The sequence below is a fragment of the Ochrobactrum sp. 19YEA23 genome (genome assembly GCF_029909865.1).
Taxonomy (GTDB): domain Bacteria; phylum Pseudomonadota; class Alphaproteobacteria; order Rhizobiales; family Rhizobiaceae; genus Brucella; species Brucella gambitense.
Genome location: NZ_JASAMQ010000004.1, coordinates 96,877 through 117,862, shown reverse-complemented (window position 1 = coordinate 117,862; position 20,986 = coordinate 96,877). Strand labels below are relative to the sequence as shown.

The following is a 20,986-nucleotide window of genomic DNA, read 5'->3' as shown; positions in this document are numbered from 1 at the left end:
TACCTCAGGCCTTTGTCTGTTGCTGTTTGTCGATTTCCGCCTTGCGCAGCAGAAAGCGCTGGATTTTCCCACTTGGCGTTTTCGGCAATTCACTGACGAAATCGATCTCGCGTGGATAGGCATGGGCGGAAAGCCGCTTCTTCACATGTTGCGCCAGCTCTTCGGCAAGCGCTGGCGTGCCTTCATGACCGGGTGCGAGAATGACGAATGCCTTGACGATTTCGGTACGCTGCGGATCGGGAACGCCGACGACCGCCGCCTCATTGACCGCCGGGTGTTCCAGCAGTGCACTTTCGACGTCGAACGGCCCGATGCGATAACCGGATGAGGTGATGACATCGTCGGCGCGGCCGATGAAGCTGACGGACCCGTCGTCTTCGAATTCCACGGTATCGCCGGTACGGTAATAGCCACCCGCAATGGCTGGCGTCTCCTGTTTGTAATAACCAGAGAACCAGAGCAGCGGCGATTTTGCGATATCGATAGAGAGGATACCCGGCTGGTTGGGGCCGAGTTCATTTCCGGCTTCATCCAGAACAGCGACGCGATAACCCGGCATGGCATAGCCCGCCGAACCCTGACGCACTGAATGTTCAAGGCCGTGATGGTTGTTGACCACCATGCCGAGTTCGGTCTGGCCGTAATGGTCGTGGATCGGCGCGCCAAGATTGGCGTCAAACCAGCGGATCACTTCCGGATTGAGCGGCTCGCCCGCGCTGGAAACCACACGCAGACGCCCCTTGATGCGGGCGGCCGCTTCCGGACCTGCCGCCATCAGCAGGCGGAAAGCGGTTGGCGAACCGGCCAGACTGGTCACGCCCAGACGTTCGATGATGTCGTAGGTGCTTTCGGCGTTGAACCCGCCTTCGTAAAGCGTGGTGGCAATGCCCAATTGCAGCGGACCTGTCACGGCATAGTAAAGCCCATAGGCCCAGCCCGGATCGGCGATGTTCCAGAAGATGTCGTCGGAACGCAGGCCCACGGCTTCACGCATATAAGCGCCAAAAGCGAGCAGCGCGAAAAGCGGAACCGGCACACCTTTTGGCAGACCAGCCGTGCCGGAGGTCGACATCATCATAAACAGGTCATCGCCCTTGCGCATGACGGGCGGGCAATCGGTGGTGGCGGCGGCAAGGGCGGCGCGGAAATCGATATCGCCTGCAGGAGCGGTTTCGCCGGGCACGAGTATCGTCGCGACCTGCGGACAATTTTCGACTTCATCCAGCTTGTTGCGATTGGCAAGGTTGGTGACGACCAGTTTCGCATCGCTTGTCTTGAGACGATGATCAATGGCCTTGGGGCCGAAAGCGGTGAAGAGCGGCTGATAAACAGCACCGATGCGCCATGCGCCGAGAATGGTTGCAACCAGCTCCGGTGTACGGTGCAGCAGTCCGGCAACGACATCCCCTGCGCCGATACCTGCGTCCTTCAGCACATTGCCGACCTTTGCGGAAAGATCGCGCAGTTCTTCAAAGGTGAGTTCTGTCAGTTGGTCATCGGCGGAAATTGCGCGCAGCGCTATGCGGTTCTCGCCGACATAACGGTCGCAGCATTCCACGCAGCCATTGAGGCCGGTGTCGGGATTGCCCACGAGCTGTGTGATGGCATGATCGAGTTCAAACTTTGCCACGGCGTCATCATAACGCACACGCTGCGTGAAAGCAGACGCTTCAGTCATTCCGGTATTCCTCCCAGACTAGTCACTGCAGCGCCAACTCCTCTTGGAACGCTGCGAGGAAGAGGTTAATCCCTCAATCATTGCAAACAATGACATTAGAGGTCTTAATTGGTGATCGTTTTTGCAATATAGTTCAGTCCATGGAACGCCATAATATCACACCCGGCTTCGTTGAGGACGCTCTGGAAAGCGTGCGCCAGCGGGGCATCGACACCGCGCCACTGATGGCCGCTGTCGGTTTGCCGGGCAGGTTGACCGAGCCTGTCACGAATATCCAATATGGCCGCCTGTGGTGGCTGATTGCTGAAACCATTGATGATGAGTTCTTCGGTCTGGCAGCACGCCCGATGCGGCCCGGCAGCTTCAATCTGCTCTGTCATGCCGTCCTGCATGCGGGTACACTGGAGCGTGCCTTGCGCCGTGCCTTGCAGTTCCTGAATGTCGTGCTGGACGATCCGCGTGGCGAATTGCGCATTCGCGACGGCATGGCGCATGTAGTGCTGACGGATGCGGGCCTGCCGCGCCCGGCCTTTGCCTATCGCGCTTACTGGCTCATCCTGATGGGGGTGGCTTGCTGGCTGGTGGGACGGCGCATTCCCTTGCGAACGCTGGACTTTGCCTGTCCCGCGCCAGAGGATCGGCAGGATTATCGGAAATTCTTCGGCGCACCGGTGCTGTTTGATCAACCTGCAACGCGGCTGGTTTTCGATTCATCCTACCTTGCTCTGCCGATCATCCGCAGCGATGTAGCGCTGGAAAGTTTTCTGCGCGAGGCCCCGGCCAATATCCTGATCCGCTATCGTCACGACCACGATATTTCCTCGCGGGTTCGGGCGCATCTGAGCCACGCTCCTGCGCAGGAATGGCCCTCATTTGAGGAGATAGCCATTCAGTTGAAAATGTCCGCGCCAACGCTGCGGCGCAGGCTGAAAGCCGAAGGACAGAGCTTTGGCACAATCAAGGACGAGTTGCGCTTCGTGACGGCCCAGCAGCTTTTGACCGAGGACAGGCTGACCGTGGCGGAAGTGGCTGCCGAACTCGGCTACAGCGAGCCCAGCGCATTCTACCGTGCGTTTCAGAAATGGATGGGACGCAGCCCCGGCACATTCCGGAAAATCGAGCCCTCCGAATAAGGACCGGCTGATGCAGGCTGATCAGCATTAACTTTTTTGCGAGCTAGAGCGTTAATATCTGTACCCGGCGGTTCTCCGGTGTTAAAGCACCCGCGCAACAAGAACTGGCGGCCTCCCACCGCGCAAGCAGCTGACGTGCGTGAAAATATCGTATTGACGACAGATTTGGCTTCATTCATGTCGTAATCCGACCGTTTGCTGTTCCAGCCTGGAAACCCTGACAATGACCGAACGTCTTTCTTTCGCCCGTGATCGCATCAATGTTCTTCTTCTCGAAGGCATCAACCCGACTGCCGTCGAATACTTCAAATCATCCGGCTACACCAATGTCACGCACCTGCCCAAAGCGCTGGACAAAGCCGATCTGATCGAAGCGATTTCGCATGCGCATATTATCGGCATCCGCTCACGCACGCAGCTGACCGAAGAGATTTTCGCTGCAGCGAACCGTCTGGTGGCTGTCGGTTGCTTTTCTGTCGGCACCAATCAGGTCGATCTGAAAGCTGCCCGCAAGCGCGGTATCCCGGTTTTCAATGCGCCGTTCTCCAACACGCGCTCGGTCGCTGAACTGGTGATCGGCGAGATCATCATGCTGATGCGCCGCATTTTCTCGCGTTCGGTATCGGCACATGCCGGTGGCTGGGACAAGACGGCGACCGGCAGCCGCGAAGTGCGCGGCAAGACGCTCGGCATCATCGGTTATGGCAATATCGGCTCGCAGGTTGGTAATCTGGCTGAAAGCCTCGGCATGACCGTTCGTTACTACGACACGTCCGACAAGCTGCAATATGGCAATGTGAAGCCAACGGCGAGCCTTGACGAGCTGCTGAAGATTTCCGATGTCGTCAGCCTGCATGTTCCGTCGAACAAATCCACGTCCAAGCTGATTACCGAAGCCAAGCTGCGCAAGATGAAGAAGGGCGCCTTCCTCATCAACAATGCGCGCGGCACGGTCGTTGATCTGGATGCGCTGGCCAAGGTTCTGCAGGAAGGTCACCTTGCCGGTGCAGCTATCGACGTTTTCCCGGTTGAGCCTGCATCGAATAATGACAAGTTCGTTTCGCCAATTCAGGGGATCGAAAATGTCATTCTGACGCCACATATCGGCGGTTCGACGGAAGAAGCGCAGGAGCGCATCGGTATCGAAGTTACCCGTAAGTTGATCGAATATTCCGATGTTGGTTCGACGCTCGGCGCTGTAAACTTCCCGCAGGTTCAGCTGCCGCCACGTCCGACCGGCACGCGCTTCATGCATGTGCATGAAAATCGTCCGGGTATCCTCAACAGTTTGATGAACATTTTCTCCACCCACGGCATCAACATCGCCAGTCAGTTTCTGCAGACGGACGGCGAAGTCGGCTACCTTGTGATGGAAGCTGACGGTGTGGGCGAAGCCAGCGATGACATTCTGAATGCCATGCGCGAAATCCCCGGCACGATCCGCGCGCGCCTTCTGTACTAACAAGTCTAGACGTGCGTTTGAGTTCTATGGCGGCATACTCCAGTGTGCCGTCATATTCGTTTCAAGGAACTGTTATATATGCCCGGCAAATAAGGACTTTTTGCCATGCAGTTTTTGAAGACATTTGAGCTTTTTCCCTTTTTCGACACGGTCATCAGCCTGACGGCGGCATTCATTTTTGGCACGCTGATCGGTGCGGAGCGCCAGTATCGCCAGCGCACGGCTGGTCTGCGTACCAATGCTCTGGTGGCGCTCGGCGCTGCCGCTTTCGTAGATCTCGCCGTGCGGATTGCCGGTGCGCCCGAGGCTACGCGCGTCATTTCTTATGTTGTGTCGGGTGTCGGTTTTCTGGGCGCGGGTGTCATCATGAAAGAGGGCATGAATGTGCGCGGTCTCAACACCGCGGCAACGCTCTGGTGTTCGGCAGCGGTGGGCGCATTCGCAGGAACCGACATGGTCGCCGAAGCCGCACTGCTCACGGCCTTTATTCTGTTCGGGAATACGCTTCTGCGTCACCTCGTCAATCTCATCAGCCGCATCCCAATCCATGAGCGGGCATTGGAACAGACCTATGAAGTGCGTGTCATCGCTTCACATGAGGGGATGGAAGAAATACGCGAATTGCTGGTCGAAAAGCTGGAAGATGCGAAATATCCCGTCAGCGATGTGGAGATAACCGATCGCAACGCGAAAACGGTCGAGATTCTGGCAACACTGGTCAGCACCTCCATCGAGCCTCAAGAAGTTGAGGCGGTGACCGCTTTCATGGAAAAGCAGAACGGCGTTTTCTATGCCGGATGGGAAGGCAGTTCGAAGGACTGACAGAGGTCAAAGCTACTCGTTTACCGGTCGATGCGCGTGGAAAGCACGATGGACGACATGGTGCGTTCTACGCCTTCCAGCGCGCCGATCCTGTCGAGAACCGCGTCCAGTTCCTGAATGGACGGTGCCTCAACTACGACAATCATGTCGAAATGGCCGCTGACGGAATGCAGTGTCCGTACGGTCATCATGCCGCGTAGCGCGGTCTCGACCTTTGGAGCAAGTTTGGGCAGCGCCGTTACCAGCACATGGGCGCGCACGAGATCGCGCTCGAATTCTGGTGCGATTCGAACGGTATAGCCCTCGATGACGCCCTGCTTTTCCAGCTTTTCGATGCGGCTTTGCACGGTCGTTCGCGAGACGCCAAGGCGTCTTGCAAGCTCGGCTGTGGAGGCGCGGGCGTTTTCACGGAGGAGGGCGATGAGATTCAGGTCTGCATTTGTCGGCATAGTGCATAATTATTACGGCATAATGCGTAAATAAACAACGTCATATCGTCGGTTCATACGCTTCTTTTTGCGCGAGACTATGCGATTCTTGTTCATCGAATTGCATTCCAGTGGAACGAGAAAGGCCAAGGGGAAAACATATGAAACAGATCGTTGTCGTCGGCGCAGGTAAAATCGGTGCAACCATTGCCGATCTTCTGGCTTCCACAGGCGAATATGACGTCACCGTCGTCGATCGTTCGCAGGCACAGCTCGATGCGCTGGAAGCAGGCGCTGCTGTCAAGACGCAGGCGCTCGACATTGAAGACGCCAAGGCGCTTGAAGCTGCCCTTACCGGCAAGTTTGCCGTGCTCAGCGCTGCTCCGTTCCATCTGACTACCCGCATTGCTGAAGCCGCTGCCAAGGCAGGCGTTCACTATCTCGACCTGACCGAAGACGTTGCCAGCACGCGTCGCGTGAAGGAACTGGCCCAGGAAGCGAAGACGGCCTTCATCCCGCAGTGCGGCCTGGCCCCGGGCTTCATCTCCATCGTTGCCTATGATCTGGCCAAGCGTTTCGACAAGCTCGACAGCGTTCGCATGCGTGTTGGCGCTCTGCCGCAGTATCCGTCCAATGCTCTCAACTATAACCTGACCTGGAGCACCGACGGCGTCATCAACGAATATATCGAGCCTTGCGAAGCCATCGTGAATGGCGAGCTGTCGGAAGTTCCGGCTCTGGAAGAGCGCGAAGAATTCTCGCTCGACGGCGTGACCTATGAAGCGTTCAACACCTCGGGCGGTCTCGGCACTCTGTGCGAAACGCTTGAAGGCAAGGTGCGCACGCTTAACTACCGCACGATCCGCTATCCGGGCCACGTTGCGCTCATGAAGGCGCTTCTGAACGATCTCGGCCTGCGTCATCGCCGCGAAGTCCTCAAGGACATCTTCGAAAACGCGCTGCCGACCACACTTCAGGACGTTGTCGTGATCTTCGTGACCGTTTCCGGCACTAAGAATGGCCGTCTGGTTCAAGAAACCTACGCAAACAAGGTGTATGCGGCTCAGGTTGGCAAAATCGTCCGTTCCGGCATCCAGATTACCACGGCTTCGGCCATTTGCGCGGTGCTCGACATGCTGGCCAAGGGCGATCTGCCGCAGAAAGGCTTCATTCGTCAGGAAGACATTACGCTGGAAGCATTCCTCGCGAACCGCTTCGGTAAGGCCTACGCACAGGACGACCATTCCACGCGTCTGGTTGCCTGATTTTACGGGCTGACAAATTGGGGCCTGTCGCGCTTTGGCGCGGCGGGCCCTTTCGTGCTTCTGGCCAAGGGGGCCTGCCTCCGGGGTTTTGAGAAACGGGCGAATACTCGCCTCATGCAACGGCGCTCCGGTCAATAGCCGGAATTGCACAGAACTATGAAACAGGGAAATCATGTTGAAATCAGTTTTGCTGGCCGGTCTGGCCACTGTCGTTATCGCCTTGCCGGTTCAGGCCAAGGAATGGAAGGAAATCCGTATCGCCAGTGAAGGCGCATATCCTCCGTTCAATTACATGTCGCCTGAAGGCAAGCTCGTTGGCTTCGATCTCGATATCGCCAATGCGCTGTGCGAAGCCATGGAAGCCAAGTGCACGGTCGTCGCCAATGATTGGGATGGCATGATCCCCGGCCTGCAGGCCAACAAGTTTGATGCGGTGATCGCGTCGATGGCTATCACGCCGGAGCGCGAACAGCAGGTTGCCTTCACCGAGCGCTATTACACGACCCCGCTTGCGGTTGTTGTGCCAAAGGATACGGACATTACCTCGCTTGAGCCCTCTGCTCTGAGCGGCAAGACTGTCGGTGCGCAGGCAGGCACCACGCAGGGCAATTATGCCGATGACGTTTATGGCAAGGCTGGCGCTGACGTGAAGCTCTATCCGACCGCCGACGAAGCCAATGCCGATCTGGAAAGCGGTCGCGTCGATGCGATAGCAGCCGACAAATTCCTCGCCGCCGACTGGCTGAAGAAGCAGGGCGCTGATTGCTGCAAGTTCCTGGGCGATATTCCGGGTTCGGAAACGAAAATCGCCGTGGCGCTGCGCAAGGGCGATGACGATCTGCGCGAACAGTTCAATGCCGCGATCAAGAAAATTCGCGAAAACGGCACCTACGACACGATCCGTCAGAAGTACTTCGATTTCGACATCTATTGATCGCAAAATATCATCGGACGCCGTCAAAACGCCACTTGATGTTGGCGGCGTCCGGTGCTTCAGTCACACTGAAGCGGATGGGGTTCGCGCGCTGCACTAAACAGCGGATCTTCGCCGGGACTAACTAAAGCAGTCAACAAAAATAAGCATTTAAGGGGAAACCATCATGCTAAAATCTATCCTTGCCGCTGGCCTTTTCGCCGGTCTTTCCACTGTCGTCGCAGTTCTGCCAGCGCAGGCAAAGGAATGGAAGGAAATCCGCATCGCGACCGAAGGTGCCTATCCGCCCTTCAATTTCGTCGCTGCTGATGGCTCCCTTCAGGGGCTGGATGTCGAGATTGGAAACGCGCTCTGCGCCGCCATGCAAGCCAAGTGCACGATTGTTGCCAATGACTGGGATGGCATGATCCCCGGCCTGAAGGCGAATAAGTTTGACGCCGTCCTCGCTTCCATGAGCATCACCGAAGAGCGCAAGAAGCAGGTTGCGTTTACGGACAAGTATTACTCGACGCCGCTTGCTGTCGCGGTTCCCAAGGATAGCCCGATCAAGTCGGTCGACGTTGAAGCCATGAAGGGCAAGACGCTTGGCGCACAGGGCTCCACGACGCAGGCGACCTATGCCGAAGACGTTTATGCCAAGGGCGGCGCCGAAGCCAAGCTTTACCCGACGGCCGACGAAGCCAATGCCGACCTCAAGAGCGGTCGTCTGGATGCTGTCGTGTCGGACAAATTCCCACTCGTCGATTGGCTTAAGGCCGACGGCGCTGATTGCTGCAAGCTGCTCGGCGATATTCCGGGAACGGAAACCGCAGCAGGCATTGCCGTCCGTCAGGAAGACAACGATCTGCGCGAACAGCTCAATGCTGCGATCAAGAAAATCCGCGACGACGGCACCTATGCCACCATCGTGAAGAAGTATTTCGACTTCGACATTTATTGATCCCTACGAGCAGCAGACTTTGCTGCAAGCAGAAACGCGCCAGCTGACCGCTGGCGCGTATTGTAATGAGAATACCGGAAATACCCATGCAAAACCAGGATGTTATCGTTCTAGGAGCCGGCATAGTCGGCGTTTCTGCCGCTCTTCATTTGCAGGCACGCGGGCGCTCCGTCTGTCTGGTCGACAAGGGGGTGCCGGGGCAAGGAACGAGTTTCGGCAATGCAGGGCTGATCGAACGCTCCAGCGTCATTCCCTATTCCTTTCCGCAGGGTTTCGGCAAACTGCTGCGCTACGCCACGAACCTGCGCACCGATGTTCGCTATTCTCCGTTGTATGTTCCGCGCATGGCGCGCTGGCTTTTCCGCTACTGGCGGGAATCGTCGCCTGAACGACTGGAGATTGCCGCACAGGCCATGCTGCCGCTCATCGAAGCAAGCGTGCATGAACATGACGCATTGGTAGCCGAAGCGGGATGTGAAAAGCTCATTCGCAAGCAGGGTTGGATGGAAGTTTTCCGCAGTCAGCCCGCTTTCGACGCCGCGGTGCGTCGTCTGCCCAATTTGCAACGCTTCAATCTTGCCTATGACATTCTGGATGCTGAAGCCCTGCGCGCGCGTGAAACCGCATTGGGTGAAGTTGCAGGCGGTATTCACTGGCTCGACCCGAAAACTGTCGTTAATCCCGCTGGACTTGTGCAGGCCTATGCTGATTTGTTCATCGCCCGCGGCGGCAAGTTTGTGCATGGCGACGCTGCAACGCTGACGCAGAACGGCGATAGCTGGCAGGTCGCGACGCGGGAGGGGCCGGTCAAGGCACGCGACGTTGTCGTGGCGCTTGGGCCTCAGTCTGCGCTCATTTTCCGGCGCTTCGGCTATCCGATACCCCTCGGTATTAAACGCGGCCATCACCTGCATTTCGCGATGCGCAACAACACGCGGCTGGGCCATACGGTGGTGGACGAAGAAGCGGGTTACGTATTGGCGCCGATGGTGCAGGGCGTCCGGCTGACCACCGGGATCGAATTCGCCTCGCCTAACGCTGCGGCCAATCGCATCCAGCTTGGAAAAACGGAGAAGATCGCGCGGCGTCTGGTGCCACAGCTCGGAGAGCCGGTGGATAGCACGCCGTGGCTTGGTCTTCGTCCCTGCCTGCCGGACATGCGCCCGGTGATCGGGCCGGCACCGCGACACAAGGGACTGTGGTTCGATTTCGGCCACGCTCATCACGGTTTGACGCTGGGGCCTGCAAGTGGACGCCTCATTGCTGAAATGATGACAGGTGAGAAAACCTATATCGATCCGACACCATATTCGGCGGAGCGGTTCCTGTAATCGTTGAATATTTTGTGACAGGGTTGTCAGAGGCGGTGAAGCAGGGCTATCACTTCACCCCTCACATCACTCCGCATTTCTGCGGGCCAATTGATCCGGAAAATCCTCGTGAAAAAGAAGTCCTTGGGCCGTACAGGCCTCTCTGTCACCGAAATTTGCCTCGGAACCATGACCTGGGGTGTGCAGAACACCGAAGCCGATGCGCATGAGCAGCTGGATATTGCTGTGGATGCGGGCATCAACTTCATCGATACGGCGGAAGGCTATGCCATTCCGATGAGCGCCGAAAGCTACGGCAAGACCGAGACCTATATCGGCAACTGGTTCAAGGCTTCGGGCAAGCGCGACAAGGTCATTCTCGCCAGCAAGATTGCAGGCGGTGGTCGTCAGGAGTGGATTCGCGGCGGTGCGCGCCCAAGCCGCGCCAGCGTGCGCGAAGCGGTTGAGAACAGCCTGAAGCGCCTCCAGACCGATCACATCGATCTCTACCAGATTCACTGGCCAATGCGTTCGCATTACCATTTTGGACAGGGCTGGAATTTCGATTTCAGCAAAAACGACGCGAAGTCGGAATTGCAGCACATGCACGACACTTTGCTCGGCCTCGACGATATGGTTCGCGAAGGCAAGATCCGGCATGTTGGCCTTTCCAACGAAACCGCCTGGGGAACAATGCGCTGGCTGCGTATGGCTGAAGAAGAAGGCCTGCCACGCATGGCGTCGATCCAGAACGAGTATGGGCTTCTGCAACGCCAGTTCGATTTCGATATGGCTGAAGTGTCGCTGGCGGAAGATGTCGGCCTGCTGGCCTATTCGACACTGGCCGCTGGCGTGCTGACTGGTAAATATCTCGGCGGCAATGTGCCCGCCGGTTCGCGTGCAGCAGTGACAGATGGCGGCCTGTGGCGTGACAATTCCCATTCGGAACCAGTCGTTCGCGTCTATATCGATGTCGCCAACAAGCACGGCCTCGATATTGCGCAGATGGGTATTGCCTTCTCGCTGACCCGTCCGTTCATGACCTCGGTCATCATCGGGGCAACGACGGTCGAACAGCTGAAGACTGATATTGCCGCCCATGAGCTGAAACTGTCGGACGAGGTGCTGGCCGATATTGCGGATGTTTACCGCAACCATCCACGCCCGCTCTGATCTCATTCAGTGTTGCTGAACTTGAAAGGCCCGCCATTGAATGGCGGGCTTTTTCATGGACTTATCCGGCCAGATAAATCTCGTTTTTGACGATCCACTGGTCGATTGGCGTCATGCTGGAAGAGCTGACGATCACCATACGGTCGAAACGCAGCGTGCGACCAGACAGTGCGTCTGAAAGCCGTTTCATCTCGTCGTGTTTTTCCGGCGTATCCGGCACACCATAGGCAAGCGACACGTGTGGGATGAAACTCGCCAGATCGTCCATGCCTGAAATGGCGATTGTATCCCGCTTCAAATCCATCAACGGCGGCGTTTTCTCCAGCGTGGCATAGAATGAACGGAAATAGGCTTGCGTCGCCGTTATGCCTTCGATCTTGATATCTAGCGGCTTGCGCCCCATCGCAAGGCTGAGGATCAAGGGCTGCAGCTCTTCGGCCGAACGGTCTATATCCGGGATCAATGTTGCATGCGGTTCGAAAACCGGAGTGCCGAAACGCAGCGCCAGATCGCGCACGATTGTTTCGAGAAACTGCAGCTCGCCGCGCGCCGGGCGCAGCCAGACGGAATGAAATGTCATGTGTTTAGGCACCCTTTGCGCCCTTGGCATAGTCTGTTTTCAGTGGCCGCACGCTGCCGCGCAAAATGAGCGGCATATCAAGCACAACCCTTTGCGGCGGCTCATTGGGTGCGTTCTCACGTTCATCGAGCAAACGAACGATTTCCGCCGACAGGCGCTCGGCATTCTGGTCGAATGTCGTCAGACGGTACGCGCCCCAGCGCGCCTCGGCCACATTGTCGAAGCCGATGATCGAAAGATCGTCGGGAATGCTGAGATTATAAACATCTCGCGCGCAGTCCATCAGGCCGAACGCCATCAGATCATTGACACAAAGCACAGCCTCGACACGGTCCTTGTCACCGAGCAGCAGGGAACCGGCGGCGAACCCGCTGTCATAATCGGTCAATTCGCCGCGCTGGATGACGACCGGCAGGCCGAGACTGTTTGCCTTTGCCACAAAGGCCTGCTCGCGTTCCACGAGGCTGTAACTGCCGACATTGGACGTAATCAGGCCGAGTTTTTTGAAGCCGCGCGCCGCGAAAACATCGACGGCGGTTTCCGCCGCAAGCTTGTTATTGGCGTGGACGTGGTCTGCTCCGGCCTCTGTTCTGCCGACGAGGATGAGCGGCTGGCCGTTTCGTTGCGCCAGTTCCACGAAAGACGAGGACGGCATGCCCGATAGAACCACCGTTGCTTCCGCCCGATAACGCAACAGCGCCTCGTGGGCGGCAGATAGGTTTTCCCCGTGCTGGCCGGTCGGGATCAGCACCGGCACATTGCCGCGCGCCGCAAGGCGTCTGGAAAGAGTGGCGATCTGGCGCGCGCGAAAAGGACTGTCGGGATCTGCGGCGATCATGCCGACGATGCGGCTGCGATGGGCGAGAAGGCCACGGGCAAGATCATTGACCTGATAGCCGAGCTTTTCCGCGGCTTTCAGCACTTTTTCGCGGGTTGCAGCCGAAACGCTTGCGCCCGGCGTGAAGGTGCGCGACACGGCTGAACGCGAAACGCCTGCCTCCTGCGCCACTTCATGGGCGCTGATGAAGCGTGGGCCAGTACTGGCATCGTTATCTTGCTGAGCCATTTCTAGCGTCCCACTTTGGAGAGAACATCGGCGCGGAGGAACCGCTCGACAACGAACATGAATGCAATTGACGGCACAAGCAGTATCAGCGCACTGATCGATGCAATCTGATAATTGCCGCCGGAGCTTGCCGTATAGAGCAAGAGCGGCAGAGTGGAAACGTCTGGCGCGCCTACGAAATAGGTGCCGGTAAACTCGTCCACCGATTCCAGGAAAACGAAGATCGCGCTTGCCAGCAATCCCGGTGCCGCGATTGGCAATGTGATGTCGAAGAAGGTTTTCAGCGCAGACGCGCCCATGGAACGTGCGGCTTCTTCAAGCTCGCTGTCGATAGCCGAGAAGGCGGCGGTTGCGATCCAGACCGCATAGACGAGGCCATGGGTAACATGCACCAGCACCACGCCGAGAACCGTGCCGTTAAGGCCGAACGAATAGAACATCTGCGCGATGTTCACATAGACCGGCAGGTTCGGAAAGGCCTGCGGGATCAGTAGCGTCAGCAGGATCAATCCGCGAAACGGCAGTTTCAGCCTCGCCAGCGCATAGCCGGCTGGAATGGCCAGACCAAGTGAGACGATCACCGTGAGGATCGCGATCAGCACACTGGTTCCAAGCGACGACAGTGCATTGCCGCGCGGCGAAAACACATTGGCCCAGAAGGAAAAACCATATTGCAGTGGCAGCGTGTGAGGGAAATACCAGCGCTCTGCCACAGCCCAAAGGAGAAGGTTGGCCAAGGGGCCGAAGATTGCGAAGACCAAAAGCCCAAGGATGATACCGCGCGGAATCCAGCGCCAGTCGAAGGTGGTGCTCATTTGCCGTGCTCCTTCATGGTCTGGCGCAGATAGATCCACGCCACCAGACTGGTCATCAGCAGCGAGATCGTGCCGAGTGCGTTGGCTACCCCGTAATCGCCATAGGCGTTGATGCGGAAGGCCATATTGGCGGTGATCATGGTTGGCGATTGGGCGTTGATCATCAGTGGCACGGATAGCACCGACATCATGGTCACAAAGCTCAAGATAAGGCCCACGAGCAGCGTCTGTCGCACTTGGGGCAGAACAATCTCGATCAGGATGCGCAGGCGTCCTGCACCCAGATTGCGGGCGGATTCGATGGTGCTTCTGTCGAGCGACGCCATGGCGCCGGCCAGAAGCAGAGTGACGAAGGGTGTCTGTTTCCAGACGAAGGCAATGGTGATGCCGCGCCAGTCAAGAAAACTCATCGCCTGCAATGGCGTCAATATGCCGGTTTCGAACAGAAGACTGTTCATCAGACCGTTCTTGGCGAGAAAGGTGCGCAATATCTGGCCGACGACGATAAACGGAATGAACAAAGGCCAGCGATAGAGCCACCGCAGCACGGCGACCGCGCGCGGATTGGAGCCAAGTGTCAGGTAACCGCCGATCGCGATAGAAAACAGCGCGATCAGCACGGACGACAGCACGACGATCAGCAATGTGAACAGGATGTCGCTAGAATAAAGCTCGAATGTCTTGGTGAAATTGCCGAAACCCCACTCGCCGGAAACATAGAATGCCCCGGTGAGGGCGCCGAAAAGCGGCACGATGAACAATACTACAACGATCGCCAATGCGGGGGCGACCAGCAGCAAACCCGTCAGTCTTGGCGACATTCGAGACCTCATGAAAATGATGGAATACCGGATGCGCCTGAGATGGCGCATCCGGCAAGGCGGTTATCAGTTGCCAACCTGACGTTCGTAGGCTTCCAGAATCGCGGTGTTGTACGGAGCAATCGGGAAGGACTTGCCGAACTTTGCCAGATCGTCAGCCGTGATATCGGTGAAAAGCTTGTTCCAGGTGTCGGCATCAAGTTCCGACTTGACGTTGTCGGCGTCGATACCCGGATACCAGTTAAAGCGCTTCACGATGCCTTCAGCCTGAACCTTGGGGCTGGTTGCCAGCGCCACGAACTTTTCGGCCAGTTCCTTATGCGCACTCTTTTCCGGGATTACGTAGTGCATCGGCTGGCCCGGCATGCCCGGTTCCGGCAGAACGAGCTTCATTTCCGGAGGCAGCTGGCCATTGGCCTTCCACGAATAGAACATGTCGACCCAGACCGGACCCATGGCGATTTCGCCGCGGCTCAGCATGTCGAGTGTTCCGGCATTGCCCGGCGTCAGGGTTGCGTTCTTGGTGAATTCCTTCAGAGACGCGAAAGCCTTGCCCCAATTCTTGGCTTCGCCTTCTTCAAACGGTCCCTGCTGAAGCTTGTTCGCATCGCCGCCATAGGCATAGATCCAGCCCATCACGAAGCTGACGCCCGAAGCGCCGCCCTTGATGCCGTTATAGCCGAACTGCTTCGGATTTTCCTTGGCCCAGGCGACGAGTTCATCGTAGCTCTTCGGCGGCGTGGCGACGAGTGCCGGATTGTAGGCAAGCGCAGTCTGGCTGTTGAACATCGGCATGACATAGCCGTCAACATTGGTGCCGAGCGCCATCTTGGCATTGTCGCGCGTTACCAGTTTGCCGGTTTCGATCTTGCCGCGATAATTTTCGAGGAACTTGCCAGTGACCATCGGTCCGGCGAATTTTTCATGGACGACAGCAACGTCCGTATCCCACTTTTCGACGCCAGCCTTCGACTGGGCTTCGAAACGCTCGAGAATCTTCTGCGAACCGGCATCGCCCGGGCCAGTGCCGACAACGCGCACGGTGTTGCCCGGATTTTCCTTCTCGAACAATGGTCCGAGATACTGGTTGATGTAATCGACCATGTTCTGGTCGCCAGCGGTAAGCACCGTCAGTTCGTCGGCAGATGCAGGGGCAACGGTAAGACCGAATACAATTGCTGCTTTCAGGGCCGTTCTCATGAAAAACTCCTGTTAAATCCGGACAGGCCGGTTTTGTGGATTGCGATTGGGATGTTGGACATCCTGTTACTTCATCGGGAATTTTAGGCTGCTGCGGGCCGATTAAAGCCCGCAGTACTGACAATGGCCGAGCCGCTATGCCACCCGGCAAAGCTGTTACGGGACTACTTGTCGAAGAGAAAAAGCGCCTGTTCAGGTATATGGATTTCGACGTCTGACCCGGGCTGATGGCTTTCCTGCGCATCAACCATAATGTGGCGGTCGCCAACACGAACCATGTGCCGCCACAGGCCACCGGGATAGCTGGTCTGCTCCACCGTGCCTGTGAGAACGAGTGCTGGCCCGTTGCGATGGGACGCGCCGCCCGGGTTGATGAGCTGCGCGGCTTCACTGCGGAAACGCGCAGAGGCAATGCCATCGGAAAGGTTTCTTCTTCCAGCTGGGATTGTGCTCGCCTTGTTTGATGCGCCCGCGGCTATTTCAATCTTGTCCGCTTTGACCGAAACCGGCAGTTCGATCAGGTTTTCTGCACCCATGAAGGCGGCGACAAAATCGGAGGCAGGGTGATTATAGACCTCCTCAGGCGCGCCAGCCTGGGCAATCTCGCCATTGTTGAGGATGACGATCCTGTCCGCCATCACCATCGCTTCCTCGCGATCATGGGTGACGTGAACCGCAGTAATGCCCAAACGGCGTTGCAACGCGCTGATTTCATGGCGCACCGAAAGGCGAATACGCGCGTCGAGATTGGAGAGAGGTTCGTCAAGCAGCAGGATATCCGGCTGGATGGCCAAAGCGCGACCAAGCGCAACGCGCTGGCGCTGACCGCCCGATAGAGCAGTGGGCTTTCGTTCCAGTAGCGCGTCAAGGCCGAGCAGACGGGCAACTTCCTGCACTTTCTGCTTGATTGCGTCTTTTGCAACGCCACGAATGCGCAAGCCATAACCGATATTTTGCGCAACGGTCATGTGAGGCCAGAGTGCATAGGACTGGAACACGAGCGCCATGCCGCGCTTGTCTGGCGGCAGCCGGGTCACGTCCGCGCCATTGACCTTGATTGCGCCGCTGCTTGGTGTATTGAAACCTGCGATTGCACGCAGCAAAGTTGTCTTTCCACAACCGGACGATCCGAGCAGAGCAACAAATTCGCCCTTACGGACTGACAGATCAACCCCTTTGAGAACCTCATTATTGCCGTAACGAACGCGCGCGCTCGCCACCTCCAGAAAAGCTGGCATAGGCGTCTCCTCCCCAGGATCGCCGGCTGTTTTTATTTTTTCTGCACAGCCGTGCAATTCAGATTGAAACATCTTTGTGAGACCTCGACAAGCGGCAAAATTGGTTTGAATAGAGAAACAGGCACGATGCGCAGCGCCAACATCGTGGATCGTTGTTTAATCGGGATTTATTACAGCTGTGTGACGTATGACCGTCATTCAGGATGGCATTGTATTCTACCGGTCACCCGCAAAGTCATCGTCTCAAAATCGGCGGATAGTCGACCTATAATCAGAAGATTGGCTGCCAGAGAGTATTGCTGAGCCAGCAAAATGCAATGGCGTGCAACGACGCCGCATCCCCAGTGATTTCTTCAACGGACTTGAAAATGCTGGCCAGCGAAGCACGAGCACAAGAACCAAATCACCGGCCGCAGCAAGAACTATCAGGCTTCAATAATTCGGTTGCATAAACTTTCAATTACAACTAATGATTGCTTTGCGGCATTCACACGGTTTTTGAGGGAAGGCCGTTTTGATTTTCTGAAACGCAGGGGGAATACAGGTTTCGAGTCCGTTCAGTTAAACCCGTGGCGCTCCCGATATTTATTCTTTTTTCCGGTTTGATGATTGAGGATAATATGAGCATAGTCATGAAGAATAATTCAATGAATTTATCGACTTATGATCCATCGCCCGTAATCAATTCAATGCAGCTGGCTTCGCTGGGTGGCGATGACAGGCAGAATATAGATTATGGCTTTTCAGACATTGGCGAGAAGACGTATCAGTCGCTCGAAACCATAGCCATCATCGTTCTTGAAATGGTGCGTGGGCTGAAATGGAAACCCTTCGAAGGGGCGGAAGAAACGATCAACTGTCCGGCCGGTATGACCTTTATCATTCCGGCGCATATGAGCTGTGCAATCGTTTGGCCCAAAAACACGGCTCATCTGACAGTGACGCTCGATGAATCTTTCTTCTCCGCAGAAGAAGGCGACGATGCTTCTCACAATTGGACACCGCTGCATTTTTCCAATCGGCAGTGCCTGCAACTGGCGCAAATCCTGTGGGGCGAGCTGCAAGTTTCGCCACATGTGAGTGGTGCCTATATGGATGCGTTCCGCACGGTGCTGACAGGTGTGCTGGTGCGCAATGCGTCGATTGCGCGAGGCAGCAACAAACAGCAGTTCGGGCTCAGCAACTATGCCTGCCGCCAGATCGAAAATTATCTCAAGGAGAATTATCGCCAGCAGGTGTCTGTGCCTGACATGGCGTCATTGATCGGGATTTCGGCGGGTCATTTTGCAACATGCTTTCGTGCAAGCTTCGGTCTCACGCCGCATCAATATCTGATGCGGCTGCGGCTGGACGAAGCTGAGCGCTGCCTGCGTGAGACCGATATATCCCTGAGCGAGCTTGCCGCCACGTTGGGCTTTTCCAGCCAGAGCCACATGACGACCGCGCTGCGCAAATACCGTCATCTGACACCGGGCGAAGTCCGGCGGCGCAGCTATGCGCAGCGGAGGAAAAACCTGTCCTGAAACATCAACTGATGGACGGACTTGGATTGGCCCGGCTTCATGCCGGGCCATATCGCTTCTATAGCGACGATTCTGCTTATTGTCGGGCATTGTTGGCGCGGGAGAGGGGCTTTAACTCCCCGCGCCGCCATTTGCATTTGATGAAGCGTTGCGCCGGACCCATTTCCGCCAGATGTAGATCTCGCTGCGTCTGCGAATGCGGCGAACGCGATGAGAATCGTGGGACAGCACGATCAGCCCCAGCGGTAGCATCCAGAAACCCAGCACAGGCAAGAAGCCCAGCGCGCCCCCGGCCACCAGAGAGCCGCCCAAAACGCGCCGCATCATCACCGATTGAGGAATCGGGATTCGCCGACCAAGAATCAAAATGACCTTGCGAGGTGCTTTTTGGTTCGCTTCTTCGTTCACTTGACCAAGTCTCTCCACTGCTGCTGCATATTTTTTACGTCTGAATGTCCCAGAGAATATAGGGTTTCATGAGGCAGATGCAAAAAGTTCGAAAAAATTCAATTTTGCCCTTTGCAAACCCGAAATCCTTTTGCTATACGCCACCTCGCTGACACAACGAGCACCTGTTCCCCGGTAGCTCAGTGGTAGAGCAACCGGCTGTTAACCGGTTGGTCGCTGGTTCGAATCCGGCCCGGGGAGCCACTTCAATTTCTGAAGTAGCTAATTTCTCAATCACTTACATTCTACAGATCAAGTTTTGCTTTAGCGGCATAGCGAGACACAATCGCGCTTTATCAGCCCTGGTCTGCCAAAACTCATTCGTCTTCAAAATGTCACATCTAAAGCGCGAATCAGCACAACGCAGTGACGCATCGGAACGCGAAACAGCCTTTCATATTATTTTTGAAGTTAACGACTCAGGCCGGGCACAGACGCGTGTTTAGCCAATTCCGTGCCATTTGCCCTGAAATGATCATTCACGATCCAGCGGGCTGCGTTGGAGCTGGAGAGTGCCTTTGTGCGGAGAAGAGCAAATCTGGTTTCAGATCCCCCATGCCGACATAGGGATTGGCGTGGTTGGCCAAAATCCAAAGACTGATCGTGCCGGTCAGCACGTAAAGAAAGAGCGCTCGCTTTCCGGCGAGCGGACGGTCAGCATGAACGGCGGCAATTGTGATCGCAGTCAGCAAGGTCAGAAAAAGGACGAGATACCACTTGGATTCGTCAATCGATGAACTGGCGACTGCCAACCGCTCGTTACGGGCATCCTGAAGTTCATCAAAATCATTGACGAGCTGCGAGACAATGGGGCCGGGCAGTCCTGAGAGCGCAATCTTTTGGACTATTGCGCGGATTCCAAGAATCGCGCGATCGACGTCCAAAGTGGACACCGTGTTGTTTTGCTGCCCCCATTCGTCGTCGATGACGATCGTCCGATAGTTCAGCACCGCGGTCTTCAGTTCCTTGTTGTCGAGGACCATCGGGCTCGCTGTGTCCAGCAAACGATGGATGGCGGAACGCTCCTTGCTGACGGAAAAATCAGCGCGGGAATTGAGCGACCATGCGTCAGCAGCGACAAAGCCCATAGAAAGAGCCCAAGCTGTTGCAATCGTACCGAGAAAAGCTGGGGCGGGTATGGAAAAGATATCGTGCTTTGCGTGCCTGCTGAGATATCGCAGAGCACCGTAACCGGCGCTATACAGTATAATCGCGAACGCGATGAAAAATAAAAATATAGCGTAGGTGGGAAGTTCTATAAGTGTAGTGAGCATTGTTTAATCCTCCGCCATACCCCAGAATAGTGGGAACAATAATAACTGCTGGTTTGGCGCTGGCAATCGAGTGTAAAAACAATGAACAGAAAGGTCGTCGCAAACGACCATTACAAACGAATATCAGGGGAGGGAGTTTGATGATTTATCCGGTGCAGGACAGCTATGGCAATCGTATTGGCACGATCATGCCTGAAGATGCCGATAACCCCGAGGAACGTTGGGTCGCCTATGCAATCCATGACCAGCGCAAGGCTTTTGCCAGCTGGCAGGCCGCGCGCGACTGGATCGAAGAAAGAGCCACAAGCCACGATAAGAAATAAGCAATATCCGAAACGACTTGCTCTGCTTCTGGTCTGTTAACCTATATTAGCTGTTTAAGATGCATTCGAAACAAGAAAGACTATAGTTTCCTGAAAGGGTCTTTTTCGCTTGGGAGAGTTTGAATGCTGCGGATTACTGCTCTGAGTGTTTCTTTGCTTTTTCTTTCACTGCCTGCGTCGGCGGCTTCCACTAAATGCGCCAATGCGCAAGACCAAGCCACGATGACCCAGTGTGCGGGCGAGGATTTTTCTGCTGCGGATAAGAAGCTGAATGCCAGCTTCGAGGAAATCCAGAAGCGTCTTGCCGATGATGCAGACGGCAAAAAGCTGTTTGTCAAAGCCCAGCGCGCCTGGATCGCATTCCGTGACGCCGAGTGTGCTTTCACGACCGCGGATGCATCGGGAGGCAGTATCTACCCGATGCTCGTTGCCTCCTGCAAAACGGATTTGACCAAGCAGCGCAATGAACAGTTCCAGAAATATCTCAGCTGCGAAGAGGGGGACACCAGCTGTCCGGTTCCTGCCGCGAATTGATGCTGCGCCATATTTCGGGC

At 56.2% G+C, this 20,986-nt stretch carries 21 protein-coding genes and 1 tRNA gene; 12 read left to right on the top strand and 10 right to left on the bottom strand.

Annotated elements, in window-relative coordinates; all coding sequences use genetic code 11:
• Positions 1–4: 4 nt before the first annotated feature.
• A complete protein-coding gene (locus QBD01_RS12095; protein ID WP_280993006.1) occupies positions 5–1,678 on the bottom strand; it encodes an acyl-CoA synthetase in 1,674 nt (557 codons plus the stop codon).
• 140 nt (positions 1,679–1,818) lie between these two features.
• Between QBD01_RS12095 and QBD01_RS12090 the strand changes: the two genes are divergently transcribed.
• The 3 genes from QBD01_RS12090 (at position 1,819) to QBD01_RS12080 (ending at position 5,095) form a co-directional block, all read left to right on the top strand.
• Positions 1,819–2,811 carry an AraC family transcriptional regulator gene (locus QBD01_RS12090; RefSeq protein ID WP_280993005.1) on the top strand — a complete coding sequence of 331 codons (993 nt, stop codon included), beginning with the start codon at positions 1,819–1,821 and terminating at the stop codon, positions 2,809–2,811.
• Between the two features lie 223 nt (positions 2,812–3,034).
• Complete coding sequence (gene serA / locus QBD01_RS12085; RefSeq protein WP_182519901.1) at positions 3,035–4,273, top strand: phosphoglycerate dehydrogenase; 1,239 nt, start codon at positions 3,035–3,037, stop codon at positions 4,271–4,273.
• 105 nt (positions 4,274–4,378) lie between these two features.
• A complete protein-coding gene (locus tag QBD01_RS12080; RefSeq protein ID WP_280993004.1) occupies positions 4,379–5,095 on the top strand; it encodes an MgtC/SapB family protein in 717 nt (238 codons plus the stop codon).
• Between the two features lie 20 nt (positions 5,096–5,115).
• On the opposite strand, the gene QBD01_RS12075 is transcribed toward QBD01_RS12080, so the two are convergent.
• On the bottom strand, positions 5,116–5,544 hold the full coding sequence (locus QBD01_RS12075; protein WP_078336932.1) for an Lrp/AsnC family transcriptional regulator: 429 nt from the start codon (positions 5,542–5,544) through the stop codon (positions 5,116–5,118).
• Between the two features lie 140 nt (positions 5,545–5,684).
• On the opposite strand from QBD01_RS12075, the gene QBD01_RS12070 reads away from it, so the two are divergent.
• From QBD01_RS12070 to QBD01_RS12050, 5 genes are all read left to right on the top strand, one after another.
• Positions 5,685–6,788 carry a saccharopine dehydrogenase family protein gene (locus tag QBD01_RS12070; protein ID WP_182519903.1) on the top strand — a complete coding sequence of 368 codons (1,104 nt, stop codon included), beginning with the start codon at positions 5,685–5,687 and terminating at the stop codon, positions 6,786–6,788.
• A gap of 172 nt (positions 6,789–6,960) precedes the next feature.
• Positions 6,961–7,722, top strand: coding sequence for an ABC transporter substrate-binding protein (locus tag QBD01_RS12065; protein WP_280993003.1), 762 nt, complete (start codon positions 6,961–6,963; stop codon positions 7,720–7,722).
• A 178-nt stretch (positions 7,723–7,900) separates the two neighbouring features.
• Positions 7,901–8,662 carry an ABC transporter substrate-binding protein gene (locus QBD01_RS12060; protein WP_374843064.1) on the top strand — a complete coding sequence of 254 codons (762 nt, stop codon included), beginning with the start codon at positions 7,901–7,903 and terminating at the stop codon, positions 8,660–8,662.
• A gap of 80 nt (positions 8,663–8,742) precedes the next feature.
• A complete protein-coding gene (locus QBD01_RS12055; RefSeq protein WP_280993290.1) occupies positions 8,743–9,993 on the top strand; it encodes an FAD-dependent oxidoreductase in 1,251 nt (416 codons plus the stop codon).
• Between the two features lie 108 nt (positions 9,994–10,101).
• Positions 10,102–11,145 (top strand): aldo/keto reductase, encoded by a 1,044-nt coding sequence (locus QBD01_RS12050; protein ID WP_280993002.1) that lies wholly within the window; start codon positions 10,102–10,104, stop codon positions 11,143–11,145.
• Between the two features lie 61 nt (positions 11,146–11,206).
• Here QBD01_RS12050 and QBD01_RS12045 read toward each other — a convergent pair whose 3' ends face one another.
• From QBD01_RS12045 to QBD01_RS12020, 6 genes are all read right to left on the bottom strand, one after another.
• Complete coding sequence (locus QBD01_RS12045) at positions 11,207–11,725, bottom strand: 2'-5' RNA ligase family protein (RefSeq protein WP_280993001.1); 519 nt, start codon at positions 11,723–11,725, stop codon at positions 11,207–11,209.
• 4 nt (positions 11,726–11,729) lie between these two features.
• On the bottom strand, positions 11,730–12,791 hold the full coding sequence (locus tag QBD01_RS12040) for a LacI family DNA-binding transcriptional regulator (protein WP_280993000.1): 1,062 nt from the start codon (positions 12,789–12,791) through the stop codon (positions 11,730–11,732).
• A 2-nt stretch (positions 12,792–12,793) separates the two neighbouring features.
• Positions 12,794–13,606, bottom strand: coding sequence for an ABC transporter permease subunit (locus tag QBD01_RS12035; protein WP_280992999.1), 813 nt, complete (start codon positions 13,604–13,606; stop codon positions 12,794–12,796).
• Positions 13,603–14,427, bottom strand: coding sequence for an ABC transporter permease subunit (locus QBD01_RS12030; protein ID WP_280992998.1), 825 nt, complete (start codon positions 14,425–14,427; stop codon positions 13,603–13,605). The genes QBD01_RS12035 and QBD01_RS12030 overlap by 4 nt, the downstream gene beginning before the upstream one ends.
• Positions 14,428–14,493: 66 nt before the next feature.
• Entirely contained in the window at positions 14,494–15,627 is a 1,134-nt protein-coding gene (locus QBD01_RS12025) for an extracellular solute-binding protein (RefSeq protein WP_280992997.1), read from the bottom strand.
• Between the two features lie 164 nt (positions 15,628–15,791).
• The gene (locus QBD01_RS12020) at positions 15,792–16,865 is read right to left on the bottom strand and encodes an ABC transporter ATP-binding protein (protein ID WP_280992996.1); all 1,074 of its coding nucleotides are present in this window, start codon (positions 16,863–16,865) and stop codon (positions 15,792–15,794) included.
• Positions 16,866–17,512: 647 nt separating this feature from the next.
• On the opposite strand from QBD01_RS12020, the gene QBD01_RS12015 reads away from it, so the two are divergent.
• Positions 17,513–18,388, top strand: coding sequence for an AraC family transcriptional regulator (locus QBD01_RS12015; RefSeq protein WP_280992995.1), 876 nt, complete (start codon positions 17,513–17,515; stop codon positions 18,386–18,388).
• A 111-nt stretch (positions 18,389–18,499) separates the two neighbouring features.
• Here the strand turns inward: QBD01_RS12015 and QBD01_RS12010 are convergent, their stop codons facing one another.
• Positions 18,500–18,715 carry a hypothetical protein gene (locus tag QBD01_RS12010; RefSeq protein ID WP_280993289.1) on the bottom strand — a complete coding sequence of 72 codons (216 nt, stop codon included), beginning with the start codon at positions 18,713–18,715 and terminating at the stop codon, positions 18,500–18,502.
• A gap of 249 nt (positions 18,716–18,964) precedes the next feature.
• Here QBD01_RS12010 and QBD01_RS12005 point away from each other — a divergent pair.
• Positions 18,965–19,039 (top strand) — tRNA-Asn (locus QBD01_RS12005).
• A gap of 275 nt (positions 19,040–19,314) precedes the next feature.
• On the opposite strand, the gene QBD01_RS12000 is transcribed toward QBD01_RS12005, so the two are convergent.
• The gene (locus QBD01_RS12000) at positions 19,315–20,109 is read right to left on the bottom strand and encodes a hypothetical protein (RefSeq protein ID WP_280992994.1); all 795 of its coding nucleotides are present in this window, start codon (positions 20,107–20,109) and stop codon (positions 19,315–19,317) included.
• Between the two features lie 140 nt (positions 20,110–20,249).
• Between QBD01_RS12000 and QBD01_RS11995 the strand changes: the two genes are divergently transcribed.
• On the top strand, positions 20,250–20,432 hold the full coding sequence (locus QBD01_RS11995; RefSeq protein ID WP_182519914.1) for a hypothetical protein: 183 nt from the start codon (positions 20,250–20,252) through the stop codon (positions 20,430–20,432).
• 123 nt (positions 20,433–20,555) lie between these two features.
• The gene (locus QBD01_RS11990) at positions 20,556–20,966 is read left to right on the top strand and encodes a lysozyme inhibitor LprI family protein (RefSeq protein WP_280992993.1); all 411 of its coding nucleotides are present in this window, start codon (positions 20,556–20,558) and stop codon (positions 20,964–20,966) included.
• Positions 20,967–20,986 lie beyond the last annotated feature (20 nt).